Consider the following 22,938-nt stretch of genomic DNA (forward strand, 5'->3'; position numbering starts at 1 on the left):
AAAGCTGGCTTAGGATTGGTTTTTATCGTTGTAACAATTTTCGTATAAGACACTTCCAAATGAACCCAGTGTTTCCTGCTGTTTTCTGTGCTTGATGTACTCTGTCAATGCTACATTAACAGTCTCTCTCCTGGTTTTATGACCACCTAATTTCTGAGCTTCTTTAACAAGATCATCATCAATTGAAAGGTTTGTAAGCATTAGGGAGACTTCTATGCAATGTATTTCTATAACCAGCTTAGTCTTACCCTACAAAGCATGCTTCCAAAATTAAACACCCAGACTTCATACCTTTGAGAGCTTGATAGTACAGCTAAGCACTAAACCCCATACCGTTCGCACTGAGCTTGTCGAAGTGCCTTACCAGCATCCTTCGACAAGCTCAGGATGAACGGAGTATGTATGACTATGAACGCTTGGCTGCACTAGGTAACACTAAATGAATCATCAGAGAATCAAACGTTTTTTGGGAGTTATTCCGGCTGGTACACCTCAGGCAACTGGTTCGCTTCCGCTTTACTCTTTGCCTCTTTGACAGCACTGCTGCCCACCGGATGATCCTTGTCATGGCGCTCATCAACTGGAGCAAACATATCGATCATTCGGTGTTCTGTGACTTCATTCAATAGCAAGATTTCAATTCGACGGTTAGCACCACTTTCGGGGTCATCCATAATGCGTGGAACCCTGTCCGCCATTCCAACAACAAATAAAACCTGTTGATCCGGGACTCCACCGTGGATCAGGGTTCTCCTCGCCACCTGGGCTCGGCTGCTCGACAGTTCCCAGTTTGAGTAATCATCCCGGGCATAGGCTACAGAATCGGTATGACCGCTGACCATGAGAGGTCGCTTCGCTTTCGCAATGATGGGAGCAATCGCCAATAAGAGGTCTTCATAGAAGGCTGTGATGGCCGAGCTGCCACTGCGAAACATATTGCCTTTATCACTGTCGAGAATGACGATTCTCAATCCTTCCGGCAACATTTCCAGGTGAATATAGTCGTAGAACTCTTTTTCTTTCTTCAAACCGATAATCAAACTCTGGAGTTCATCCATAAAGGGTTTGAAGTCAGGATTCTTATTTTGGGTGGTGGCGTTACCATCACTGATGATTTCCGGACCTTCCCGGCCTTTCATGGCCAGACCTTCTCCTTCGATATTCATAATGGTTTGCTTACCACCAAAATCAATCGGACTGAGACTGCTCTTGTGGCGGAAAGCACCTGGATCGGCAAAATAAGCGGCAATTGCCGCTTTTTGATCATCATCGGCAACATTCAATAACCACAGCACAAGAAAGAGTGCCATCATGGCCAGGGCAAAGTCTGCCAGGGCGACTTTCCAGCCTCCTCCATGATGCCCTCCGTGTCCATGCAGGACACGCTTGATCACTATGGTCTTGTTCTCACTCACAGGTTCTTACCTTATGAAGATGAGTGATGCCCAGAAGTGGTGTATCAGGACTGCGGCTTCTTCTCACTGATAATTTCTTCCATCTCAGTGAATGAAGGCCGGTTCTCTCCAAACAGCATCTTTCTGCCTGCATCAATAGAGATTTCCGGTGGTGTACCGCCATGATGGCTGACAATTGCGGTCTTGATCAGCTCATAAGCTTTCATTTCGTATTTGATAGAGTGTTCAATGGCTGCAGCCAATGGGCCCACTACACCATAACCAAGAAAAACGCCCATGAAGGTACCCACCAGGGCGGCAGCAATATGAGTACCAATCTGGCCTGCTGGTCCATCCAGAGACTGCATAGTAATAACAATGCCTAACACAGCAGCCATGATTCCAAACCCGGGCAAAGCATCAGCTGTCGTTTGAAGTGCCTGTACTGGACGTGTCATCTCTACTTCATGATTATGCATTTCCTCTTCAATCAGGGCTTCCAGCTCATGGGTTTCAATAGCCTCAACCAGAACCAGACGGAGATTATCCACAATAAAATTCTGAACATGAGGCGTGGTGGCAATGCGGGGGTAGGTATTAAAAAGCGAACTCTCGGCAGGATTTTCTATATGTTCTTCCAGAGTCTTTCGACCCCCCTGTCGACGAAGCATGACGAAAATTGCATTCAACAAGTGCATCAGTTCATCGTAATAAATTTTATTAAATCCCGAACTGCCAAAAACATACCTGGTGTGTCTGCCAATGGCTCTTAGGACCTGGGGAGGGTTGGCTATGATCATGGCACCGAATGCACCACCTGCAATAATCAGGATCTCATAAGGTTGCCAGAGTGCCAGCATTTTTCCGTGAGCCAGCACATAACCACCAAATATGCTGGCAAAAAGTATAACCAAGCCAATCAGAATGAGCACTGGTCAAACCTCCTTGTCTTTTCCAGCCTGCAGAATGGATTTCAACTGCATTAACGCCTGTCGATGCAGCTGGCAGACTCTGGCCTCAGTAATTTCAAGAACCTGGGCCACTTCCTTCATGTTGAGCTCGTGCTCATAATAAAGATTCAACAGCAGTTGTTCCCGCTCAGATAAATGCCCGAGCGCTGAAGCAAGAGTACTGCTGTTCAGACCCCTCTCTTCCTGCTGATCAGACGACTGCTGATACGAGACGCTATCACTGCCGGCAATCAGATCTTCCAAGCTGACAATATGGCTGATATTGCCTTCGATCAGCATCTGCTGATATTCATGAAGCTCAACGCCCAGCTCTTCAGCAACTTCTCTCTCTCTGGGAGGACGGCCCAGGCGCCCTTCCAGTGTCTTGATCGCCTTACGAATATCTCTGCTGTCTTCTCTGAACGATCTTGGTCGTCCATCAATGGCTCTCAGCTGATCGATCATGGCTCCATGGATGCGCAGCTGTGCAAACTTTCTGAACCCTGCCAGACCCCGGCCATCATACCTTCTGGCTGCTTCAAGCAGCCCTACCAACCCTGACTGAATCAGATCATCCAATGAGACGGTACTGCCTGTGAGCCCCATTAAATGCAGCGCCGTTTTCTTTACCAGACCGGTATGGCTGTGCACCAGCTCTTTAACATCCAGCTGTTGCACCTGACTGTAGGCCATCGCACCGCTCCCGCCCAGAGCTGAAGCTCCTGACAGTTTCTGACCAGAGCCTGAATACGGATGGCTCCCGGTGGGTGGTTGAGAGTCAGGCATCGCCGTCACTTCCCGGTTATTGAACCACCAGATCAGTAATTAACAGGTCTTCGAGCGCTACAGCTGCCAGCTCTGCGGTCAGCAATTCATTGATCCGCTCTATAGTGTTGTGCCGAATCTGGTCAGTCGCTTCCTTGGCCGTTGCTTCCTTGTAGGTCATCTGACTGAGATAGTTGACGATGGCATTGCGAATCAATGGCACATAGGTTTTGAGCACCTCAACAGCACCTTCGTCACGACTCATAAGCGTCAGCTTGATTTGCATATAACGAGGACGACCTTGTGTCTGGAGGCTGATCACAAAGGGTTCCAGAGTGACAAATTTAGGCACTTCCGGCTTGACTACCTCGGGTGTTTCAGCCATTTCTGGTTTCGCAGCCATGAAATACCAGGCCGCAAAAGCGCCTCCTCCCAAAAGCATCAACAACAGTAAAACGATGACAATAATCAGCGACTTACCCGAGCTCTTCTTTGGGCTTTCCGCCCCACCTTCTTGTTCTTCATCAGCCATAATTCTGCCCTGCCAGCATTAAACAGCCATGAGCCGTAATTCAGCTCCCCTCAAACCGTGAAAATCATTACAGAGCTGCCGAAACGGAATTTTCACGGTAGATAAAGTGTTTTTTGATGAAAGAAATATCGGTTTCAGCCCGTCAGGTCTCAGGCAAAAGTATCCAGAAAACCGGAAGTTACAGTCGTGTAAGGACCTGATGTCAGGTTGCCGCTTTCATCAGTACTCTCATCGACCATGAGATTTGAAACTGAAGCAGGGGGAGGGGAGGCCAGTTCGTCCTTTTGTCTACCGGATTCCTTATCCGAAGAAACATCGACATTGACCAGATCCAGATCATGGCCCGCCATGGCCATGCGAAGTCGATCAATCTGTTGCAGGATCAGCTCCCGAACGGCATTACCGGAAGCCTGGAAGTTTACAGAAACCTTATCACCATCAATATTCAACAGTAATTCAAGCTTGCCCAACTCAGGAGGATCGAGACGAATAACCGCTGTTTTCTGATCACGACTGGCCAGCCAGGCCAGACGATCTCCCATGGCATTGGGAAAGTCCTGAAACTCCTTAAGACGCATCGTCATCGAAGGTTGTGGTTCAACCTGCAGAGCGGCTGGCATCGTCATAGATTTAGGCTCTACCACCTGCAGACTCAAACTGGGGGTACTCACAGATGTTGCTGAATTACTCTGTGTATTAAATGTCTGAAGTTGGGATTCTACCTTGGTGGAAAGTTCTGGTTTGAGGGGCGCTTCAGCAACTTTTATCTCCCGAGCTAACAATTCAGGTTTGAGTTCTCTGCTTTCCTGAATGGGCATCTCTTTCTGGACAGGCTTCCCATCAGTCATTGAGAGTTCTCTTAATGCCCTGAATTCTTCTGACTTCTGCAATGGTTGTTGCTCTGAAAGTAATTCAGCATCCTTGTTCAAAACTGATTGTTCAGCCGCTCTGTTTGCAACAGCAGTGACTTCCAAGGGCTGCTGCTTCAGTTTTAGAGATGAATTATCGACTTGAACTGAAGGGTAATTTTGCGCCAGAACTTGCAGGTCAGACTGACCTTTTGGAAGAGGTTTTGGAACCTGATCAATGGCCAAAGCGGCTATCTCAGGAGGTAAGTGATGTAAAACTTCAGTGTCTGCCTGGAGCTGAGCATAAGGCTCAGTATTCAGAGCTGACTGAGCAACGTCTTTTAATGGCTGACTCGATAACAAATTCAGTAGCAGATCAAATGACTCTCCACCCGTAGTCGTTGACTGAAGGTCAGGTAAGTCTGGCAGAGACTGTCCATTAGGATGGATCGAAGCATTGCCCGATGATGAAGGCAGTAAATGAGAGAAATCCAGAACCGGTAAACTTTCCATCAGCCTCGACTCTTATCACTCTGCTGATAGTTATCAATGGCTTCCTGACGTCGCCGACTGGCCATTAACTGTTCCTGTATATGATCTCGCTCAAGCTGGCAGGCAGAAATCATTTCCTGATAAAGCATCTGAAGATCCTGCAGCAGTCGTTTAACCTCTTCAGAAGGAGCAGAGCCATTATCCAGAGCTTCTTCTATCGCCTGACGAGCTTCGGAATCCAGAGCTTCCAGTGAAGACCAATCCTTGTTCCGGGTTGCCTCACCCAGATTATGGATAGACTCCTGAAGCTTTTCTTTCAATATGTCAGGATTTTTCATCAGGAGCCCCTGATCCATCAGTTATGGCATCCCAGGCTGACTTGATATCGCCCATCAGACGAATAACTTCTTCCAGCTTGTCACTATCATCTTGAGCATTGGCCTGAATCAGCCCCTGCATTGAATATTGGTAAAGCGCACGAAGGTTGGCGGACATTTCTCCACCGGCCTGCATATCAATAGAGCTGTTAAGGGTAATGATGATATCAAGGGCTTTATCAATACACTGGGCTTTCTCGCTACGCTGTTTGCGCTCCATGAATCCTCGAGCTTGATGAAGGTCTTTCATGAGGGCACTGAAAAGCAATTGAACCATTCTCTGAGGGGTTGCAACTTCAGCAGCGATGCCTCCCTGAACCTTGCTGTAGGCATTCACTGCAGCCGAATTTGCCATATAGAATTCCTGCGACGATGATTACTCCAGTCTATATCGTTTAGTTATTGCTATTGTTTAAGCTCGCCAGATTATTGGTCAGATACTGGCTGGTAGCGTTCAACTGACCTACCAGAGTTTCCATCGCAAGAAAGCGATCACGGAGGTATTGTTCGAAGGTTTCCATTCTGACATTCAGTGCCTGTCTTTCATCATCAAGCTTCGCTAGACTCTTGTTCAGGGTATCCATTCGATCCTTGAAGATGCCGTCACTCTTGTCATAAGCCTCCATAAGCCCATCCAGCTTGCCGGCCATACCAGAGTCTCCGGTAAAGAAGCTGGCAAGTTCACTGAAGTTATTTTGCACAGCATCCGTCAGTTTGCTGGAAGTAACCGACAAAGTCCCATCAGATTGGGTCTTGATGCCCATGTCAGCCAGCATTTTGATATGGCCCGTTCCCGGGTTGTCACTGATGATTCTTCTGAGCTGACTTTGCAAGGATCTGACCGTAGCATCACCCACCAGTGCAGCAGCATCCTGACCAGGCCTGTATAAAGTGAGTTCATTAATTTTATTAATGAGTGAGTTGTATGCATCCACAAACTCTTTGACGGCATCTTCCGCGGTTGAAGGATTTTCAGCGATATCCAGTGTGACTGAACCAGACGTCACCTTCTTTACATCAATAGAGACACCTTCAATCAGGTTTTCAAAACGATTATCGGTAGACTTGATGGTGATCTGTCCAGCCCCCTCACCCAGAACTATTTCCGCATCACGAGCTGGACTTAACTCAGAAATACCTGTCGTCAGATTTTTATCACTGCCACCCACGGTAAGGGCACTACCATCAACGCTAACAGTATTAGCCGCTCCGGATTTATTACTGGTCAGCAGTAATCTCTTACCACTGCCATCGTTGATAATAGTGGCTTGAACACCGGGGTTATCAGAAGCTGAATTGATAGCATCACGAATACCTGTGAGCGAATTGTTGCTATTGGTCAAAGCAACATTGAAGCTGTCGCTGCCCAGATTAATCGTCAGATTTCCGGTACCGAAAGTATCCGCATCCTGAAAAGTGTCGGAGGCAATGCTATGACTGCTGGCCAGAGCGTTAACCTGAAGCTTGTAGGTGCCTTTTACCGATGCACTATTTGCTGTAACCACCATAGCGTCGGCATCAGAAAGTGTGGTTGTTCTTGCCTGAAACGAATCAGCATTATTCAGCTTATCTATAGCTGTCTGGAAGTCATCAATAGCTCCCTGAATAGAGCCCAGAGCTGAAAGCTCAACATTGTAGGCACTGCGGGAGCGATTGATCTGGGACTCCTTGGGAGCACGCTCGGCCTGAACCAGAGACGTTACCATGGCATTAACATCCAGACCTGAATTGAAACCACTGACTGAAAACATGACTTCACTCCTGCTATTTTTCGAGGAAAAACATTTTGACGCATCAATTTTTCGTATCTGATGAGGATGCAAAATGTTTTGAATCGCTCATGGCTGCTTTGAATTTGACCCGACTCTGACTTTATCGACCCCTCTCTACAAAAAAGGAGGCGCAAAGCGCCTCCCTACTGCGGGTTCTACTAAACCAACTATCCAGAACTTATCTGAGAAGAGACAGAGCGTTCTGAGGAATCTGGTTAGCCTGAGCAAGAACAGCTGTACCAGCCTGTTGCATGATCTGGTACTTGGTCAGATTCGCAGTTTCTGTAGCGAAGTCAGTATCCAGAATACGGCTACGGGAAGCCGACATGTTCTCACGAACATTGGACAAGTTGTTGATAGTAGAAGTCAGACGGTTCTGGGCAGCACCCAGTCCGGCACGTACAGTATCAACAGTGACGATGTCAGCATCGATCTGTCCCAGAGCTGTATTTGCAGCAGAAACAGTACCGATACTACCAGCAGCAGTGATTGTCACAGCAGCTATAGAAATAGTTACACCAGTACCATTCTTATAGTTAACCGCAGCAGTGAAAGACTTGGCTGAAGACAACAGAACCTGACCGTTGAATTCAGTGGTGTCCTTGATACGGGTAATTTCAGACTGCAGAGCTGTGAACTCAGCATTCAGAGAAGTACGGTCTGCAGTGGCATAAGTACCGTTGGAAGCCTGCAGGGCCAGCTCACGCATACGCTGCAATGAGTTAGTGATTTCCTGCATGGCACCTTCAGCAGTCTGAGCCAAAGAAATACCGTCGTTTGCGTTCTTGATGGCTACAGACAGACCTTTGATCTGGGTAGTCATCTTGTTAGAAATCTGCAGGCCAGCAGCATCATCCTTGGCACTGTTGATACGAAGACCTGAAGACAAACGTTGCATAGCTGTCTGCAGCATGCTCTGACTGGAAGTCAGGTTACGCTGGGCGTTCAGTGATGCAATGTTGGAGTTTACTGACATTACCATGTTGGTTTCTCCATCCGATGGAATTATTCATTTTCACAGCGCTATTGGCTGCTTACTGCGAAAGCTTTCGCTGCTGATCGACTTTCATTAGGTCACAACACTCAGGAGGTGGCCATATGATTTCGATTCAACAGTACACTTCACTCGGAGAAACCATGATCGGACTTAAATGATTTAAAGAATAAAATGAGATAAAAAATTGATTTAATAATCCTTATTCCCTTTTAATAGTGAAACATGCCTTTTCTGGAGCGCCCTATGACCCCCGAGGTGGTCGTTGATCTGCTCAGGCAAGCGCTGTACCTGGTGGTTCTGATGGTTTCTGTCATTATCCTGCCCAGCCTGCTGGTTGGGCTGATTGTCAGTATTTTTCAGGCTGCCACCCAGATTAATGAACAGACGCTCAGCTTCCTACCCAGACTTCTGGCCACTCTCATGGCACTTGGGCTGGGAGGACACTGGTTGATTCGGGAATTTATGGACCTGTTTGTCAACCTGTATACATCCATACCCGAGCTGCTGTTCTGATGATCAACCTCACCACTGCTGAATTGACGGCATGGGTTGGTCAGTTCCTGTGGCCTTTTATTCGCATCAGCACCCTGTTCATGTTCATGCCCATCATTGGAGCAGCTTCTGTACCGGCCAGAGTCCGACTTTCGATGGGACTTTCCATAGCCTTCCTGATCATGAACATCATTCCCGCAGTTCCTGCAGTAGAGCCCTTTTCAATAGCTGCACTGGGTATCATGCTCCACGAGTTGGCTATTGGCCTGACTGGCGCTCTTCTCCTTAATTTATTCATGGCCACTTTTACAACCGCCGGGCAGATGATGTCGATGCAGATGGGATTGGGTATGGCGGTCATGGTAGACCCGGTCAATGGCGTTAATATCCCGATTCTGGCCCAATTCTTTCAGTTACTGGCTTTTCTGATGTTCCTCAGCCTGAATGGCCACCTGATCGTCATTGAACTGCTGATCAACAGTTTCTATCTGATGCCCATCAGTACCGATCTTGGTTTTTCGGACAGCCTTGATCAATTGATTAAACTCGGGGCCTGGGTATTCAGCAGCGCGCTACTCATTTCTCTTCCTGCAATTACTGCAATGATGGTGGTGAACTTCACCTTCGGGGTTATGAATCGAGCAGCTCCCCAGCTGAATGTATTCTCTCTGGGATTCCCCATGTCCATGTTGTGTGGATTGCTGGCTCTGCTTCTGAGTGTTGCCAATATTTCCGGTATTTTCCTGCAGCTCACTGAAGAAACCATGACAATGCTAAAAGTCATGTGGAGGCAGTAATGGCAGAAGATCCCAATGGCATGGAGCGTACCGAAGAGCCCACTCAGAAACGCCTGCAGGATGCGCGTAAAAAAGGACAGGTAGCCCGCTCTAAAGAACTGGTTACTGTTGCTCTTTTTCTGGCAGGAGTAGGAGGGATTATTCTGTCAGGCTCTTTTATGGCAGAAACCCTGGGAGATGTTGCCCGCTTCGGATTTTCCTTCACCAAGGAAAGGCTCGTAAATGTAGAGAACCTGCCGGGACTGATGGCCCATCAGGTGGTCTATGGATTCAGCAGTCTCATTCCCTTTTTCAGTTTCACGATTCTGTCTATCGTAGCGGCTTCTCTAGTGATGGGGGGCTGGCTCTTCAGCGGAGAGCCTTTAATGCCAAAGCTGGAAAAACTCAGTCTAATCAAAGGACTGGGCAGAATGTTCTCAAAGAAATCCATGATCGAGCTGCTGAAGTCTATTTTAAAAATCGTTCTGGTCGGCGGCGTTATGATGATTTCTGTCAGCTATTTCTATCGCGAGATTCTGGCACTGAGTTTACTGCCAGTTCAGCAGGCCATCCTTCACAGCCTTGTGATTCTTGGACAGGCCATTATCAGTTTGTCCATTGCTCTGGTGGTGATCTCATTGATTGATATCCCCTTCCAGATCTGGGATCACAAACAGCAGCTGAAAATGACTCGTCAGGAAGTGAAAGACGAGATGAAGGAAACCGAAGGTAATCCTGAACTTAAAAGCCGGGTCAAAGAGCTTCAGAAAGAAGTCGCAAATCGGAGAATGCTGGAAGCTGTTCCAGACTCAGATATTATTATTACCAACCCAACTCATTATGCAGTGGCATTAAAATACGACACAAACAAGGCAAAAGCCCCCTATGTCATTGCCAGAGGTGTGGATCATATGGCTCTGAAGATCTGTGAAATAGCCCGTGCCCACAACCGAACCGTTCTCCAGTCGCCAGCTCTGACACGAGCCATCTATCACTCGACCAAACTGAATCAGGAGGTGGCTACTGACCTCTACCTGGCTGTGGCTCAACTACTGGCTTATGTACACAGACTGAATGAATACCGGGCTGGCAGAAACAGCGTTTACCCGGAAAAGCCTGAAGAACCTGATATTCCGGAGTATTTAAGAAAATGATCATTCTGCAAATGTGTATCGATTCTTGCCCGCTTCCTTGGAACGATACATGGCCTGATCAGCCCGCTTCACCCAGTCATCCGCCTCTGAGAAAGTACCATCATTAAAGGCAATACCCATACTGAGTCCAACGCTAAGGGCTTGCCCTTGAAATTGTACCGGCTGGGCAATAGAGGCCAGCAACCAGTCACAGAGCCGACGGATAGACTCTTTATCTTCGAACTGATCCACGATAATGGCAAACTCGTCCCCACCTAATCGAAAAGCCTCCCCCATATTTCGGGCAGCACTGGCCATTCGATCCGAGACTACTTCAAGAATCCTGTCACCGGCAGCGTGGCCAAAGGTATCGTTCACGCCCTTGAAACCATCCAGATCAAGATATAAGAGATAACCTGGGGACCGCTGTTGAACCAGATCCGCTAAAGCTGCCTGAAAGGCAAACTTATTCTGCAGGTGCGTCATCTGATCAACCAGAGCCAGATCGCGGAGGGAATCCTCGGACTTTTTGCGGCTAAAGAAAAACAGAAACAGTATCACGGAAAGAAAAAAGACCAGTCCGAGCCCTGCCGATACTGTTTTGGCAATCTCATGCCCTTTTTTCTGAGCCGTACTCAAAGACACTCTGGTTTTAAAAACGGCCCTGATATCACCCACCTGCCAATCTTTCTTGACCGACTGCGGATGCACATTATGGCAACCCGTACAGACACTGGAAGTCATTGACTGAGGCAAAGCAATATTGACCCACTCTTTCCCATCCATCATTTCTCTTTTCAGAAAGAAGGATTTATGCCCCTTGCTTAAAACAGCCCAGGCTTCCCGATCAAAATCCGAGATGTTCCGCTTCCGACCTTCAAATGGATAAGGACTGTAGACGGAAAAATTATCTGAAAGATCACCGTAAGCCTGCCCCAGCTCAACAATAAAGGTAAATGGAACAGGCAGTTGTTTTTTATCACCCATTGGCTGAGTACCCAGATGAAAATCATCCGAAGTACGAACCTTGGATATCACCTGCTCATCATAAAAATCGATCAGGACTCGTACTTTCTCGACTTCTTTCTGGGCATTGATTATTGCCTGATGTTCAGCGAAGGATTTAAGAGTTTTGGGTGTATAAATCAGCAGACCGGAAACCAGAGCTAGCAGCAAGAGAAGCGAAAAAAACAACGGGGCATAGTTACTTTGTTTGAATAACGACATCTGAAAAACAGGTCTTTGCTGATGAGTGTTAATCCCTCATCGGCCGGACTGTTCAGTGAATAATCATACTCTTTTAAATACTTTTCTCTCTTTGTCACCTGGACAACATTTTATTGAATATTTTTTTCGGGGTATAAAGCGGTTAACTCGTACTCCAGATAATCTGCAAAGCCCAGCCAGTCGTGCTTTTCCTGAGACTGAGCCACTTTATTCATTAAACCTTCCAACCAACGCCGATCTTCACTTTCTAACTGTTCTAAAACAAGCATTGTTTCATTCATTATGATGGGGATGCAGGCATTGGCATCAGCCAGGTTTCCTACCCTCATCATATGAGCAACAACCGTCAGCTTTTCTCTTGGGGTCATGTAATCTTTCATGCCATCTCACCTGACTTGTAGTGAACCGCACCCTCAATTTGGGCACCTTTGAGACTGGAATTAAAGAAGCTGATCGATGGGTGCATGCGGATGTAATATTCAACCCCCACCAAATAACTGATCAAGTTAGGCTGGGAGGGAACTTTCTCACCCTTGCCATTAAGAACCCAATGTTGAGCTTTGCTGGAGTGCTGGGTCAGTGTGCCATTTTTCCAATGTGCATGAGACTCTCCTCCAGGATATGAGAAGTCCGCACCAAAAAATGAGACGCTTTTCACCCCCATCTTCACTGCTAAATCAATGGCTGGATGGACCACACTGCCGTAGGTAAACAAATCTCCCTTGGGATGACTTTCCCTGATAGATTCAAACAGCTCTGTAACGGAGTACGCACAAAATCTTGGGCCTTGCCATGTAGACAGAGCGTCATGTGTGACCAGAGGAAAATAAACCAGCGGGATAGAACCACTTCGTGCAGATCCAAGACGTTCTGCCGTCATGTAGTAATCAATACTGACGACAATATCAGGTCGTATTCCATGCTCTATCAGAGGAATAAAAGCGGTATCTACCGATATGATCAAGGGAGGGTTACTCGATTCCTTTTGCCTTAAGATGTGTTCGTAATTGTCTTCAAGAGTAGGGCCACTGGCGATGATATAGGCATTTCGACCTTTGGCAGAATCGAACCACTCCGAGACATCCTGATCCTGTTCAATCAGGGATATATTCTCATTCAACCGTTCATTAAATTCAGGATTATCCTTTTTAAATGGCCGGTTCATATATTCATCATTGCAGTCATTCCAGAGCTGGTTTCTTGAAGTAATATTGACCTCTGAAGCCAGCACCAGATCGGAAGGAATGGCAAAGTAAGGCTTTTCTATATCTCTGAAGACAGCAGCACTGGCCAGATCAACTCTTGGATCTTCAAGCCAGTGGGTCTGATCTGTGTAATGCATGACCAGACTGAATATCGCTTCATTCATTATGCGTACATGAAGTTCACTCAGCTGGCTTCGCTTGAGCAATTCATCCTGAATGTCGCCCATACCTGTACCGTAAAGAAAGGCTACTGCACTCTCTTCCGGTACCATAGCGGCCTGTAACATAGCCTCATGCAGACGGTTATGCCTGCTCGACAACTGAACATTATTGACACTGATCGTCTGATTCGCCCCCGTAACCAGGTGCGCATCCAATTGTTCTAAATCCTGTTGCCGAATGACCTCTGCCAGTTCCGGCCAGCGATCTTCTATCACCTGGATGTTTTTCTCGAAGAGTTCAGACATGGAATGATCTCACTCTGCCCATTTGCCGACTGAAGATGCCATCGACTGATCGCCCTGATCATAAAGGCTGACTTTCTTTAGAAGGTTCATACTGTTACGTTTAAGAAATCACGTCAGCCAACGGATACTCCCATGGACAGGGGATTTCTGGACTCTCTCGGCAATTCACTTAACAAAGACACTCTGAAGAGAATAGGTGGGGGTTACCTGGGTATTCCCCTGATCGTACTGATTACCATCGGTATGGTCACACTCCCCATTCCAGCATTTATGCTGGATATGCTATTCACATTTAATATTGCCCTTTCTCTGCTGGTTCTACTGGTCAGCATCTACACACTCAGGCCACTGGACTTTGCTGTTTTCCCCACCATTCTGCTTGTGACGACGTTATTGCGCCTGGCACTGAATGTTGCCTCAACTCGTGTGGTACTGCTCCAGGGACATGAAGGCAGCGGTGCTGCCGGAAAGGTGATTCAGGCATTTGGTGAAGTCGTCATTGGCAACAACTATGTTGTCGGTCTGGTGGTGTTCTTTATCCTGATCATCATTAACTTTGTTGTGGTCACCAAAGGCGCCGGACGTATTTCCGAAGTATCTGCCCGCTTTACTCTGGATGCATTGCCTGGCAAACAGATGGCTATTGATGCCGACTTGAATGCTGGGCTGATCGATCAGAAAGAAGCCCACGATCGCAGGGAAGTTGTACGACGAGAGGCTGATTTTTACGGCGCTATGGACGGTGCCGGAAAGTTTGTACGCGGGGATGCTGTTGCAGGTCTACTGATTCTTGCCATCAATATTATTGGTGGGCTTTGTATTGGCATCATGCTCCACAACCTGAGTTTCAGTGAAGCTTTCTCTATTTATGCATTGCTCACCATTGGAGACGGTTTGGTTGCCCAGATTCCCTCTCTCCTGCTGTCCACTGCTGCAGCCATTATTGTTACCCGGGTTTCTGAATCTGCCGATGTCGGCAATCAGATCTCTGACCAGATGTTTTCCTCCCCTAGAGCTTTGGCCGTCACCGCCACCATCATCATTGTGATGGGGCTGGTACCTGGGATGCCTCATCTCGCCTTTTTGTCTTTGGGTAGCGTTGTAGCCGCCATGGCTTGGTGGGCCTACAAGAAGAATCAATTACAGGAATCACAGGAGAACTCTGAAGATCAGGAGCAAGAACAAACGCCAGAAGCAGGACAATTGACCTGGGACGATGTCCCTCCGGTTGATCCTTTAGGGTTGGAACTGGGCTACCGACTTATAACTCTGGTTGATGATAACCAGGGCGGAAAGTTACTGACCCAGATTAAAGGGATTCGAAAAAGCCTTTCCAACAAGCTGGGCTTTCTGATTCCCAGTGTACACATTCGCGATGATCTTGGGTTAAAGCCCAGTGCTTACCGGATTTCACTGATGGGCGTTGAATCTGCAGAGGGTGAGCTGGAGCCGGATAAATTCCTTGCAATCAATCCGGGAGAAGTATTTGGAGAGCTGACAGGCATGCCCACCCATGACCCTGCTTACGGACTGGAAGCTATCTGGATTGCAGAAGACCTTCAGGATGATGCCATTTCACTGGGCTATACCGTTGTTGATCCTTCAACTGTCATTGCCACACACATCAGCAAAGTGATTGAAGAAAATGCTTCTGAACTACTGGGTCATGATGAAGTACAACAACTGCTCGAAAATCTCACCAAACATTCTTCCAAACTATCTGAAGAACTGGTGCCTAAAAAATTATCCACCAGCCAGGTCATGCGAGTCTTAAGAGAACTGTTGCTTGAAGATGTCCCTGTCAGCGATTTCAAAACTATTGCCAGTACCTTGCTGGAAGCCACTGAACGACACAGCCACCCGCAAATGCTGGCTGGTGAGGTCAGAGCTGCATTAAAAAGAACCATTGTTCATAACCTGGTAGGCAGTGAACAAAATATTCCGGTTGTCACACTGGATGAAAAACTGGAACAGGTGATGATGCAGGCATGGCAGCAAGCGCAGCAAAACAGCCAGTTCACACCCGATACACTGCCTCTGGAGCCCGGCATTTCAGAACAACTACAAACACATTTACCGGAAGTCACCCGGCAACTAATGGCCGAGGGGAAGCCTGCTATCCTACTGGTTTCAGCTCAGTTAAGACCCATGATGGCTCGCTATGCCCGACTCTGTACTGAAGGGATGAAAGTGCTGTCCTTTAATGAAGTGCCAGAGAACAAAGACATTACCATTGTTGGGAAAGTAGGTTAACCACTCAGTAAAAGATGCTTGCGCTTCACGCTTTGCCGTGAATATGATAAGAATTAACTAGAAGGTGAAAGGCTTAAGCCTGCATTTTCACTAGCAGTCTGGATCGAGTACGCGCGAGCAGGAGGCTGCGTGAAAAAATCTGTACCGCAAGACGTCTTGAACCTATTGGTTAACAACTCCAGGAAGACAAATGAAAAAGTCTCCAACGGGGAAAGTTATGCCAATGTTAAGTCTTATGACCTGACCAATCCTGATTACAAAATTCATGATCTGCTCCCCACTCTTGAGCTGATCTATCGACGCTTTGCCCAAAACTTTCGACACAGTCTTTATAATCTTCTTCACACGGGTATTGAAGCCAAATTCGAAAGGGTTGATTCCCTGAAATACGGCGACTACATCAACGAAAACCGCTCTGCTGAAGTTCAACATCTCTTCAGGGTGCAATCACTAAAATGCTCCGGTTTCTTTGCTCTGGATATCAAACTGGTTAGTGCCATGGTTGAGCTGTTCTTTGGTGGTCCGGGCGACAGCTCAGATGAAAGCGATCGGGAAATGACCCAGACCGAGCTGAGAATGGTCAGACGTTTTCTCAAGTCCGCCATCGAAAACCTTCAGCAATCCTGGGAAACCATTCTGCCCTTCAGGGTTCGGTTGCCAGAATACGACTCTAATCCGGTATCAACCATTTTCACCAGTGACGCAGAATTAATTCTGGTCAGCCGCTTCCGATTAAAACTGGCCAACAAAGAAGGCCACCTTCATATCATTTTGCCTTATCGGGCTCTGGAACCGGTCAGGGAAAAACTACACACCTTCAAATTTACAGAGCAGGACCCGGAATGGCGACAAAATCTGCGCAACAGCATTCTGATGGCACCGGTTGAAATGAGTGCCACCCTCTGCAATGTGCAGCTCTCGCTCGAACAAGTGTTAAAGCTTCAGGTAGGCGACATTATTCAGGCAGATATGCCCAAGCTGGTTTCTGTCAAAGTGGCAGGTATTCCCTGTCTACAAGCCAGTGTTTGCAGAGATGATGACATGTTGGCGCTGAAAGTATCACGCAAGGTGAATTCAAAAATTGCGCTCCAGAATAAAGAGGAAGTGTAATGAGCGATCAGGACGATCAGGAACCTCAGGAAGGCTCGGCCCCAGAAGAGCAGGACTCTCAACAGGAAGCCACAAGAGACAGTGCAACCATTATTGAAGAAGCGGTCAGTGGTTCAGTCGAAAGCGACGATGAAGACAGTCTGGAGAAGAGTCCTGATCTTGGACTGATTCTGGACATCCCCGTGACTCTTTCACTGGAGCTGGGCAGCACACAAATCAGCATTGCTGACCTTTTGCGTCTCAATAAAGGCTCTGTGGTTGAGCTTGAGAAAGAAGCCTCTGAGCCTCTGGACGTGAAGGTCAATGGTACCCTGATCGCCTATGCAGAAGTGGTTGTTATCAATGATCGATACGGTATTCGACTCACAGACGTTGTGAGTGAATCGGAACGCATCAAGAAATTGTCTTAGCCATGAGAAACGTTTCATTGCCCCCACATCTGAAAAGTTTTCTTATCAAAGTGTGGCTTGCATGCCTGACGGGCTTCACAACGGCTGCTGTTGCAGAAGCCGAACCAGAAAAAGCCGCAGACCTCAGTCTGACGCAAGTCATCGCGCCGCTATTCTTTGTGATTTTGCTGATTTTTGCCCTGGCATGGATTGTCAAAAAGCTGAATATCGGCACACCGGCTATAGGGCAGGGAATAAAAGTGATCTCCAGCATCCCGGTATCCAGTCAGGCCAGAGTCTGCCTGATTCGAGTGGGTGAAAAAGATATTCTGCTGGGCGTCACTAACCAGCAAGTCAACCTGATCCAAACATTTGACGAATCGCCGATACCGCCTGACAACAAAGAAAATCAGCACGATTTTGCTGATCAATTCAGGAGTTTATTAAAAGGCAGGAACTCAAAGTGAGCCGGTACCTTTTACTTGCTCTTCTTCTGATTCCAACCTTATCTCTGGCAGAGCCCTCTGGCTTTCCTCTGCTGACTGTAACCGATACAGAAGACGGTCAAGAATACAGCGCAACCCTGCAGATTCTGGTGCTGATGACCCTGATCGGGTTTATTCCAGCAGCCCTGATGATGCTCACCAGCTTTACCCGGATCATTATTGTGCTGGCGATCCTTCGTCAAGCCATTGGCCTTCAGCAATCGCCTCCCAATCAGGTGCTCATTGGCATAGCTCTGGCTCTGACCCTGCTGATCATGTCTCCAATTTTCGGCAAAATGTATAATCAGGCTGTCACGCCCTACATGAATGAAGAGCTGACAATGATGCAGGCCTTGAAGACAGCTTCTGAGCCTATGCGAACCTTTATGCTGAACCAGACCAGAGAAACCGACCTTTCCCTTTTTATGCGCATAGGTAATGAAGAAGGGATTCCGCTGGAGGAAGTCAGTTTCTCTATTCTAATTCCTTCCTTTATCACCAGTGAACTGAAAACCGCCTTTCAGATCGGCTTTATTATTTATATCCCGTTTCTGGTCATAGACCTGGTGGTTGCCAGCGTACTGATGGCCATGGGTATGATTATGCTCTCGCCACAAATGATTTCTTTGCCCTTCAAACTGATGCTTTTTGTCCTTGTAGACGGCTGGGTACTGACCATGGGTACTCTGGCTTCCAGCTTTGGTTGAAACTTTCCTTATCCACTTATCTCTGACAGTATTGATGCTTCAAAGAATAAGACTGAGCCCCAAAATACATCATTAAAGGATTAATGTATGAAATCCAAGACTGTAGTTGCATCAGGCTTCACATTCGGTGTCCTCTCCTATCTGGTTCTTGCCTTTATAATCAATGCGTAATTTTTATCAGTATCATTTTCACAAAAGGGAATTCATAGCATGGAAAATAGACAGTCTCGAAAACAGCTACTTCTCACTCTGTATTTCATTGCTGGCAGCATTTTTGGCTCATACCTCTTCAGCCTTTATGTCCAATAGCGTTTAGTTCTTTCTTTTAATTTCTTTCGCAATCAGATTCTGATTCCGGTAATCAACTGCTGATTATCGGAATCAATTCATAACCTTTTCCATCAGTGCTTGATTCATCTGGTAATGCCCTGACAAAGACGATAACTTTCTAATTACGCCTTTTAATATCAATGCCCATAGCTTGAAAATTAAAGCGCTTAGCCATAGTTCCAAGGAGGGGTTATGAGCCACGACATCATCAAGCAGTTAGCCAGGAAAAAATCATTAGCCAATAAAGGGCCGGCTGGAAAAAGCTGGTTTTCAGATTACTGGCTGACTGTCGGGCAAATACTGGTCTGGCAGAAACTGACCGATGAAGAATGGCTTGAAGAATCCCTGCAATTCGATCCGACCCTTTCACTGACATCCAAAGACAGTGTTGCACAATACCTGATCAGGTTAGGCCGTGAAGCTCCAGAGCACAGTCGGGACGCCTTTAAAAAAGCTGAATCATTTATTCATTCCATCCCTGAATCCAGCTTCGCTGAGATGTTTTCCATTCTCAAAGTAGCCTGGCAACAAAAACTTATTGAACCCGAAAAAGTTGTTCCCTCGTTACTGGACGTTCTGGCAGGATGCCAGATGCAACCTTTGCCTATAACGGATAGTTTTGCGGAACTTCTGGCTGGTCTGGCTGACATTAAGGAAGAAGATGAAATCTACTGCCCATTTGAAGCATCCACCTCATTGATGCTGAAAGCGGCAAAGCAACCAGGCCAACGCTTTTTTGAAACAGATTCAAACTCTCCTCTGGCTGCCATATGTAACGTATTACTGGATACCCCTGCAGAGCTGACTTACAACAATCCCTTGAATACACCAGAGTGGACTGAGCCTGGGAAGCTAAAGCTTTTTGATATCAGCATTGCTTTGCTGCCCATTGAACAACAGCTGGATTCTGACAGAGTCACTGACCTTTATGACAGGTACCCTGAGAGCTGTTTCAATCAGGAGATTCTGGCCCTGTTTCATACCCTTGCACAAACCAGAAAACGGGCCGTTATACTGATTTCCCAGGCATTTCTGCAAAAAAGCACCCAGAAAGAACAGTCTTTCAAACAGAAACTTTTACAAAACCAACATTTAAAGACCGTGATTGCACTGCCTTCTGACCTCCCAGTGGCAGGAAAGTCGTCATCTGCGCTTTTAGTTTTTGATCAGCAACAGTCTTTTGACTCAGTGACAATGATTGATGCCAATCATGACTTTTTTAAATCCCGGGCATTACCTCCGGCAAAAGGAACACGCCTGAGAAATATCAACACCCTGGTTGAACAAAGTGAAAGTTTCTCAAATGATCGGTTTGCCCGACAGGTATCTTACGAGGACATTACTTCAAACCACTACAACCTTCAGGTGTCCCGCTACGTTCTCCCTCATCATCAATTGAAACTGAACGAACTGATAGGTCAGCTGAAAACCACTCCATTATCACAACTCACGGAACTGATTCGTGGACAAGCCATCCGACACCAGGACTCAATGAGTGGGGAGTCGTTTATTGAAGTTCTGCCCGGTGATATCAATGAAGCCGGAGAGATAGAAAACCCTGAAAAAAGTATCCGAACAGAAGATCAACTCAAGCGAGCCAGACAACAACTGCTGAAGCCAGGGGATATTCTACTGGTCGTGAAAGGACAGGTAGGTAAGGTCGGTATAGTGCCTCCTCTATGCGGTCATAACTGGGTGGCAAGCCAGGCTTTTATCATTGTTCGGCTGATGTCAGATAAAGGCATTCAAGATCCTGTTGTCTTATTCAGATACCTCTCTTCTCCTCTCGGAAAAGCCTTGATTAACCGGATTAAAACGGGAGGAAAAGTACCTCTTTTACACACTGAAGATATCCATAACCTTCCAGTGCCAGCAATTAATGAGCAGGACCAGCAACAGGCAATCGCTTCTCATAATGATATCAAGCAGGCCTATGCAGAAATTCGATTCCTCAGAGATAAGGCAGTCAATATTAATAAACAACTCTGGTCAGTCTAAAAAAGTTTCAATGATTGAAACAGGAGTGATTCAGTCGGCTGCCAGAACTGGAATAATTAATAGACTGGAGTTGAAAGTGATTATCGCAATCAAAAGAATAAGTGAATTCCCTCGATATTGATTCGTAATACTTTTTAACGCAATCTTTATTTTTGCAGGAAGAGTTATAAGTCCCTCTTAGCAGAATTCTGTAAGTTCCAGGCAGGTCATAGATGTCAGGAGTCCACTCTACAGTAGCTTTGCTGTAACTCCAGCGAAACTGCGTTGTCCAGTCATCGTCAGTGGCCACCGTTTTCCAGATCCCTGTCCACTGGTTTCTCATCTGAACATAAACAAAACTGTCCAGGCCCATACCTGATCTTGGATGTGAAGCATAAAACCTCACCTTCGCCGTCTGCCCTGAGTGAATTTCTTCAGGAACATCCTCAAGGATTCTACCAAAAGGCAAATTATCTCTCTCTACAATATCCGGAACGTGAACATCATCGTATAAATAACTGAGATCAACAGGGCTGATCTCTTCATCAGGGGGCGGTTCTGAACCCTCGAGCTGTCCCGATAATCTGGAAAATATCTGCAACATGGCACTTAACTCCCAGCGTCCATATAAGGTTGATGCGCCTTCATAATGTTGCTTGTCGAACTCTTCTGCAGTGGTCAGATAACTGGCGTAATCATTGGAGTAACCTGCAATCACTATATAACGGGGAAAGATTCCTGAAAGTTGCGCCAGTTTCGTTCGAAGCCTCCTCCCAGCCATAACAGTGGGCTCAACGGGAAGTGCTGCAATCTGGAAGTTACCGATCCGGGCCAGTAGCAATGGCAATACTGCCGGAACCCATGGCTGATTAATCACTTCTCGATGCATGTTTCCGGATGGCAACCAGTCATTCAGGTAGTGGTAATTTTTCTCTCTTCCCAAAGACAGCATGACCGGCTTGGGTTTCTGGCAATCCAGATCATCAGCTGAGGGGGCAGTCAGAAACTTATTCACAACCCTTACTAACCACCTCTCACTGTTTCTTCCCTCATAGGCCCCTAACAGCATTCGCATCAAAAAAGGTGGTCGACCATCTTCCGTACCCGCTGCAAATCCATACCCCATGGCAGGAGGGCAGGTTCGCACGCTATCTTTCATCCCGGTATATTCCGGTGAAACCTCATAGTTGGAAAAATCTACCCATTTCTGTGCTGATACAATATCGCCATAGACTCTTTTTCCCACACTGGTAAAAAGCTTCAGAGCTTTGTGAAACTGCCTTCGACCAATCTCCCTGGCATTTTCATCTGGAGTCTTACCCGGCCCGGTTCCATCAAGGTTCAGATTGGGTGTCATGTCTCCTGCATTGCTTTGCGGAAAAGCAGCAACGAATGAATCTACACCCCAGGTGTATTTTGCATATCGCTCAAATGCCCAGCTGGCATAACCTTTGTTATCACTGCTCAGAAGGTGATTGCTGCTCGGAAGAGAAACCGCATGTGTCGCAAACCAGGTAATAGCGCCCAATGGTTTACCATTACGGACAAACCTGAGCTGTTGAATATGTCGATCTATAGAGTTGCGCTTATTAGCATCAATATTATTTTCATACGCAGGAAGAGAACGATTGCGACTGGCATTCCCAAGCAGCCCTGTCTTCATCCAGACCTCAGAGGGAGCTAAATCTTCATGGGCTTTCTCAATGGCTGAAACAATACCGGAAACCATTTTCTCAAGGCTCTTAATGGATTCCGGGGAGTTATCCAAACAACACTCCCAGAAGACCGGTTAGAGCTGCTTTCCCGCGCTTCTTGATATTGTGCAGGCACTCGAAGAAACCCAAATACAGCGGTAACTTCTCTTGTGATATACCCCGATGAGGACGCAACCAGGAACGCAACAGCGACCAGAACCCCTCCATTGTATTCACATGAATCTCATGAAAACCGTCGCCGTCCTCATCTCGTGCATATTCACCGGCTCCATGGCAGACAGATTTATGGCCATAACCCCATTCTGCCAGTTCGTTGTAAATCGAGTATTCATCCGTGTACACCAGAGTGCCTGGCTCTATAGTAGCTCTGATCAGTGGCTTGATGGTTGCCCGTTTAACATTGGCAAGCATACGGATCACTACCTGGCCACCTCGCTGAATCATACCAAAGATGGGTGGTTTCTCTTTTTCCAAGGTTCCTCGGCCACGAGCAGCTCTCAGTCTGTTTCTTCGTCCTTTTCGACGTTTTTTTTCACAGCCTCTGG

The 22,938-nt window shown here is 46.9% G+C and carries 24 protein-coding genes; 9 read left to right on the top strand and 15 right to left on the bottom strand.

The genetic code is table 11. From position 1 onward, the window contains the following. Window positions 1–9: 9 nt before the first annotated feature. The 10 genes from WG89_RS32875 to WG89_RS05775 all read right to left on the bottom strand — a co-directional run bounded on the left by WG89_RS32875 (window position 10) and on the right by WG89_RS05775 (window position 8,112). A complete protein-coding gene (locus WG89_RS32875; protein ID WP_062262614.1) occupies window positions 10–201 on the bottom strand; it encodes a type II toxin-antitoxin system VapB family antitoxin in 192 nt (63 codons plus the stop codon). Window positions 202–473: 272 nt separating this feature from the next. Further along, window positions 474–1,415, bottom strand: a complete 942-nt coding sequence (locus WG89_RS05735; RefSeq protein ID WP_062262617.1) for an OmpA family protein — start codon at window positions 1,413–1,415, stop codon at window positions 474–476. A 44-nt stretch (window positions 1,416–1,459) separates the two neighbouring features. Continuing rightward, entirely contained in the window at window positions 1,460–2,326 is an 867-nt protein-coding gene (motA, locus tag WG89_RS05740) for a flagellar motor stator protein MotA (RefSeq protein WP_062262620.1), read from the bottom strand. Between the two features lie 3 nt (window positions 2,327–2,329). Then, on the bottom strand, window positions 2,330–3,130 hold the full coding sequence (gene fliA / locus WG89_RS05745; RefSeq protein ID WP_062262625.1) for an RNA polymerase sigma factor FliA: 801 nt from the start codon (window positions 3,128–3,130) through the stop codon (window positions 2,330–2,332). 16 nt (window positions 3,131–3,146) lie between these two features. Then, window positions 3,147–3,641 carry a flagellar basal body-associated FliL family protein gene (locus tag WG89_RS05750; protein ID WP_062262628.1) on the bottom strand — a complete coding sequence of 165 codons (495 nt, stop codon included), beginning with the start codon at window positions 3,639–3,641 and terminating at the stop codon, window positions 3,147–3,149. A 149-nt stretch (window positions 3,642–3,790) separates the two neighbouring features. Continuing rightward, entirely contained in the window at window positions 3,791–5,002 is a 1,212-nt protein-coding gene (locus tag WG89_RS05755) for a flagellar hook-length control protein FliK (RefSeq protein WP_062262632.1), read from the bottom strand. After that, window positions 5,002–5,319: a flagellar protein FliT gene (gene fliT / locus WG89_RS05760; protein WP_062262635.1), complete on the bottom strand. Its 318-nt coding sequence runs from the start codon at window positions 5,317–5,319 to the stop codon at window positions 5,002–5,004. Before fliT ends, WG89_RS05755 begins: the two co-directional genes overlap by 1 nt. Further along, window positions 5,306–5,713 (bottom strand): flagellar export chaperone FliS, encoded by a 408-nt coding sequence (fliS, locus tag WG89_RS05765; protein WP_062262638.1) that lies wholly within the window; start codon window positions 5,711–5,713, stop codon window positions 5,306–5,308. Before fliS ends, fliT begins: the two co-directional genes overlap by 14 nt. Before the next feature lie 40 nt (window positions 5,714–5,753). Next, complete coding sequence (gene fliD / locus WG89_RS05770) at window positions 5,754–7,109, bottom strand: flagellar filament capping protein FliD (protein ID WP_062262641.1); 1,356 nt, start codon at window positions 7,107–7,109, stop codon at window positions 5,754–5,756. Between the two features lie 199 nt (window positions 7,110–7,308). Beyond that, window positions 7,309–8,112, bottom strand: coding sequence for a flagellin N-terminal helical domain-containing protein (locus WG89_RS05775; protein WP_062262645.1), 804 nt, complete (start codon window positions 8,110–8,112; stop codon window positions 7,309–7,311). 258 nt (window positions 8,113–8,370) lie between these two features. Between WG89_RS05775 and fliQ the strand changes: the two genes are divergently transcribed. From fliQ to flhB, 3 genes are read left to right on the top strand one after another with little or no spacing between them, the layout of a single operon-like run. After that, window positions 8,371–8,640: a flagellar biosynthesis protein FliQ gene (gene fliQ / locus WG89_RS05780; RefSeq protein ID WP_062262648.1), complete on the top strand. Its 270-nt coding sequence runs from the start codon at window positions 8,371–8,373 to the stop codon at window positions 8,638–8,640. After that, window positions 8,640–9,416 carry a flagellar biosynthetic protein FliR gene (gene fliR / locus WG89_RS05785; RefSeq protein ID WP_062262652.1) on the top strand — a complete coding sequence of 259 codons (777 nt, stop codon included), beginning with the start codon at window positions 8,640–8,642 and terminating at the stop codon, window positions 9,414–9,416. Before fliQ ends, fliR begins: the two co-directional genes overlap by 1 nt. Further along, window positions 9,416–10,549: a flagellar biosynthesis protein FlhB gene (gene flhB, locus WG89_RS05790; protein ID WP_062262655.1), complete on the top strand. Its 1,134-nt coding sequence runs from the start codon at window positions 9,416–9,418 to the stop codon at window positions 10,547–10,549. Before fliR ends, flhB begins: the two co-directional genes overlap by 1 nt. Here the strand turns inward: flhB and WG89_RS05795 are convergent, their stop codons facing one another. From WG89_RS05795 to WG89_RS05805, 3 genes are all read right to left on the bottom strand, one after another. After that, window positions 10,550–11,755 carry a diguanylate cyclase domain-containing protein gene (locus tag WG89_RS05795; protein ID WP_062262658.1) on the bottom strand — a complete coding sequence of 402 codons (1,206 nt, stop codon included), beginning with the start codon at window positions 11,753–11,755 and terminating at the stop codon, window positions 10,550–10,552. 110 nt (window positions 11,756–11,865) lie between these two features. Next, window positions 11,866–12,135: a hypothetical protein gene (locus tag WG89_RS05800; RefSeq protein WP_062262675.1), complete on the bottom strand. Its 270-nt coding sequence runs from the start codon at window positions 12,133–12,135 to the stop codon at window positions 11,866–11,868. After that, window positions 12,132–13,427: a motility associated factor glycosyltransferase family protein gene (locus tag WG89_RS05805; RefSeq protein ID WP_062262678.1), complete on the bottom strand. Its 1,296-nt coding sequence runs from the start codon at window positions 13,425–13,427 to the stop codon at window positions 12,132–12,134. Before WG89_RS05805 ends, WG89_RS05800 begins: the two co-directional genes overlap by 4 nt. A 132-nt stretch (window positions 13,428–13,559) precedes the next feature. Here WG89_RS05805 and flhA point away from each other — a divergent pair, with 132 nt between their 5' ends. The 6 genes from flhA to WG89_RS05835 all read left to right on the top strand — a co-directional run bounded on the left by flhA (window position 13,560) and on the right by WG89_RS05835 (window position 20,699). After that, a complete protein-coding gene (gene flhA, locus WG89_RS05810) occupies window positions 13,560–15,680 on the top strand; it encodes a flagellar biosynthesis protein FlhA (RefSeq protein ID WP_062262681.1) in 2,121 nt (706 codons plus the stop codon). A gap of 129 nt (window positions 15,681–15,809) precedes the next feature. Beyond that, entirely contained in the window at window positions 15,810–16,790 is a 981-nt protein-coding gene (gene fliM, locus WG89_RS05815) for a flagellar motor switch protein FliM (protein ID WP_062262684.1), read from the top strand. After that, window positions 16,790–17,200, top strand: a complete 411-nt coding sequence (gene fliN, locus WG89_RS05820) for a flagellar motor switch protein FliN (RefSeq protein WP_062262687.1) — start codon at window positions 16,790–16,792, stop codon at window positions 17,198–17,200. Before fliM ends, fliN begins: the two co-directional genes overlap by 1 nt. Window positions 17,201–17,202: 2 nt before the next feature. Next, the gene (gene fliO / locus WG89_RS05825) at window positions 17,203–17,646 is read left to right on the top strand and encodes a flagellar biosynthetic protein FliO (RefSeq protein ID WP_062262691.1); all 444 of its coding nucleotides are present in this window, start codon (window positions 17,203–17,205) and stop codon (window positions 17,644–17,646) included. Then, a complete protein-coding gene (gene fliP, locus WG89_RS05830) occupies window positions 17,643–18,371 on the top strand; it encodes a flagellar type III secretion system pore protein FliP (RefSeq protein WP_062262694.1) in 729 nt (242 codons plus the stop codon). The genes fliO and fliP overlap by 4 nt, the downstream gene beginning before the upstream one ends. 522 nt (window positions 18,372–18,893) lie before the next feature. Then, window positions 18,894–20,699 (top strand): type I restriction-modification system subunit M/S, encoded by a 1,806-nt coding sequence (locus WG89_RS05835; RefSeq protein WP_062262697.1) that lies wholly within the window; start codon window positions 18,894–18,896, stop codon window positions 20,697–20,699. Between the two features lie 7 nt (window positions 20,700–20,706). On the opposite strand, the gene WG89_RS05840 is transcribed toward WG89_RS05835, so the two are convergent. Together WG89_RS05840 and WG89_RS05845 are read right to left on the bottom strand one after the other, a co-directional pair. Beyond that, entirely contained in the window at window positions 20,707–22,446 is a 1,740-nt protein-coding gene (locus WG89_RS05840) for a neutral/alkaline non-lysosomal ceramidase N-terminal domain-containing protein (protein WP_062262702.1), read from the bottom strand. After that, window positions 22,439–22,938, bottom strand: a 500-nt coding sequence (locus WG89_RS05845; protein WP_153301450.1) for an IS1595 family transposase, incomplete at its 5' end; no start/stop codon positions are given. The genes WG89_RS05845 and WG89_RS05840, both read right to left, overlap by 8 nt.

The organism is Endozoicomonas arenosclerae, assembly GCF_001562015.1.
In the GTDB taxonomy this organism is placed as follows: Bacteria; Pseudomonadota; Gammaproteobacteria; order Pseudomonadales; family Endozoicomonadaceae; genus Endozoicomonas_A; species Endozoicomonas_A arenosclerae.

Coding starts and splice junctions, on each gene's coding strand:
- WG89_RS05800 (WP_062262675.1), bottom strand. CDS start 12,135: ATGAAAGATTACATGACCCCAAGAGAAAAGCTGACGGTTGTTGCTCAT.
- WG89_RS05835 (WP_062262697.1), top strand. CDS start 18,894: ATGAGCCACGACATCATCAAGCAGTTAGCCAGGAAAAAATCATTAGCC.
- WG89_RS05805 (WP_062262678.1), bottom strand. CDS start 13,427: ATGTCTGAACTCTTCGAGAAAAACATCCAGGTGATAGAAGATCGCTGG.
- fliA (WP_062262625.1), bottom strand. CDS start 3,130: ATGCCTGACTCTCAACCACCCACCGGGAGCCATCCGTATTCAGGCTCT.
- WG89_RS05795 (WP_062262658.1), bottom strand. CDS start 11,755: ATGTCGTTATTCAAACAAAGTAACTATGCCCCGTTGTTTTTTTCGCTT.
- WG89_RS32875 (WP_062262614.1), bottom strand. CDS start 201: ATGCTTACAAACCTTTCAATTGATGATGATCTTGTTAAAGAAGCTCAG.
- fliD (WP_062262641.1), bottom strand. CDS start 7,109: ATGTTTTCAGTCAGTGGTTTCAATTCAGGTCTGGATGTTAATGCCATG.
- flhA (WP_062262681.1), top strand. CDS start 13,560: ATGGACAGGGGATTTCTGGACTCTCTCGGCAATTCACTTAACAAAGAC.
- fliQ (WP_062262648.1), top strand. CDS start 8,371: ATGACCCCCGAGGTGGTCGTTGATCTGCTCAGGCAAGCGCTGTACCTG.
- fliR (WP_062262652.1), top strand. CDS start 8,640: ATGATCAACCTCACCACTGCTGAATTGACGGCATGGGTTGGTCAGTTC.
- flhB (WP_062262655.1), top strand. CDS start 9,416: ATGGCAGAAGATCCCAATGGCATGGAGCGTACCGAAGAGCCCACTCAG.
- fliT (WP_062262635.1), bottom strand. CDS start 5,319: ATGAAAAATCCTGACATATTGAAAGAAAAGCTTCAGGAGTCTATCCAT.
- WG89_RS05755 (WP_062262632.1), bottom strand. CDS start 5,002: ATGGAAAGTTTACCGGTTCTGGATTTCTCTCATTTACTGCCTTCATCA.
- fliS (WP_062262638.1), bottom strand. CDS start 5,713: ATGGCAAATTCGGCTGCAGTGAATGCCTACAGCAAGGTTCAGGGAGGC.
- fliN (WP_062262687.1), top strand. CDS start 16,790: ATGAGCGATCAGGACGATCAGGAACCTCAGGAAGGCTCGGCCCCAGAA.
- fliO (WP_062262691.1), top strand. CDS start 17,203: ATGAGAAACGTTTCATTGCCCCCACATCTGAAAAGTTTTCTTATCAAA.
- WG89_RS05750 (WP_062262628.1), bottom strand. CDS start 3,641: ATGGCTGATGAAGAACAAGAAGGTGGGGCGGAAAGCCCAAAGAAGAGC.
- WG89_RS05775 (WP_062262645.1), bottom strand. CDS start 8,112: ATGGTAATGTCAGTAAACTCCAACATTGCATCACTGAACGCCCAGCGT.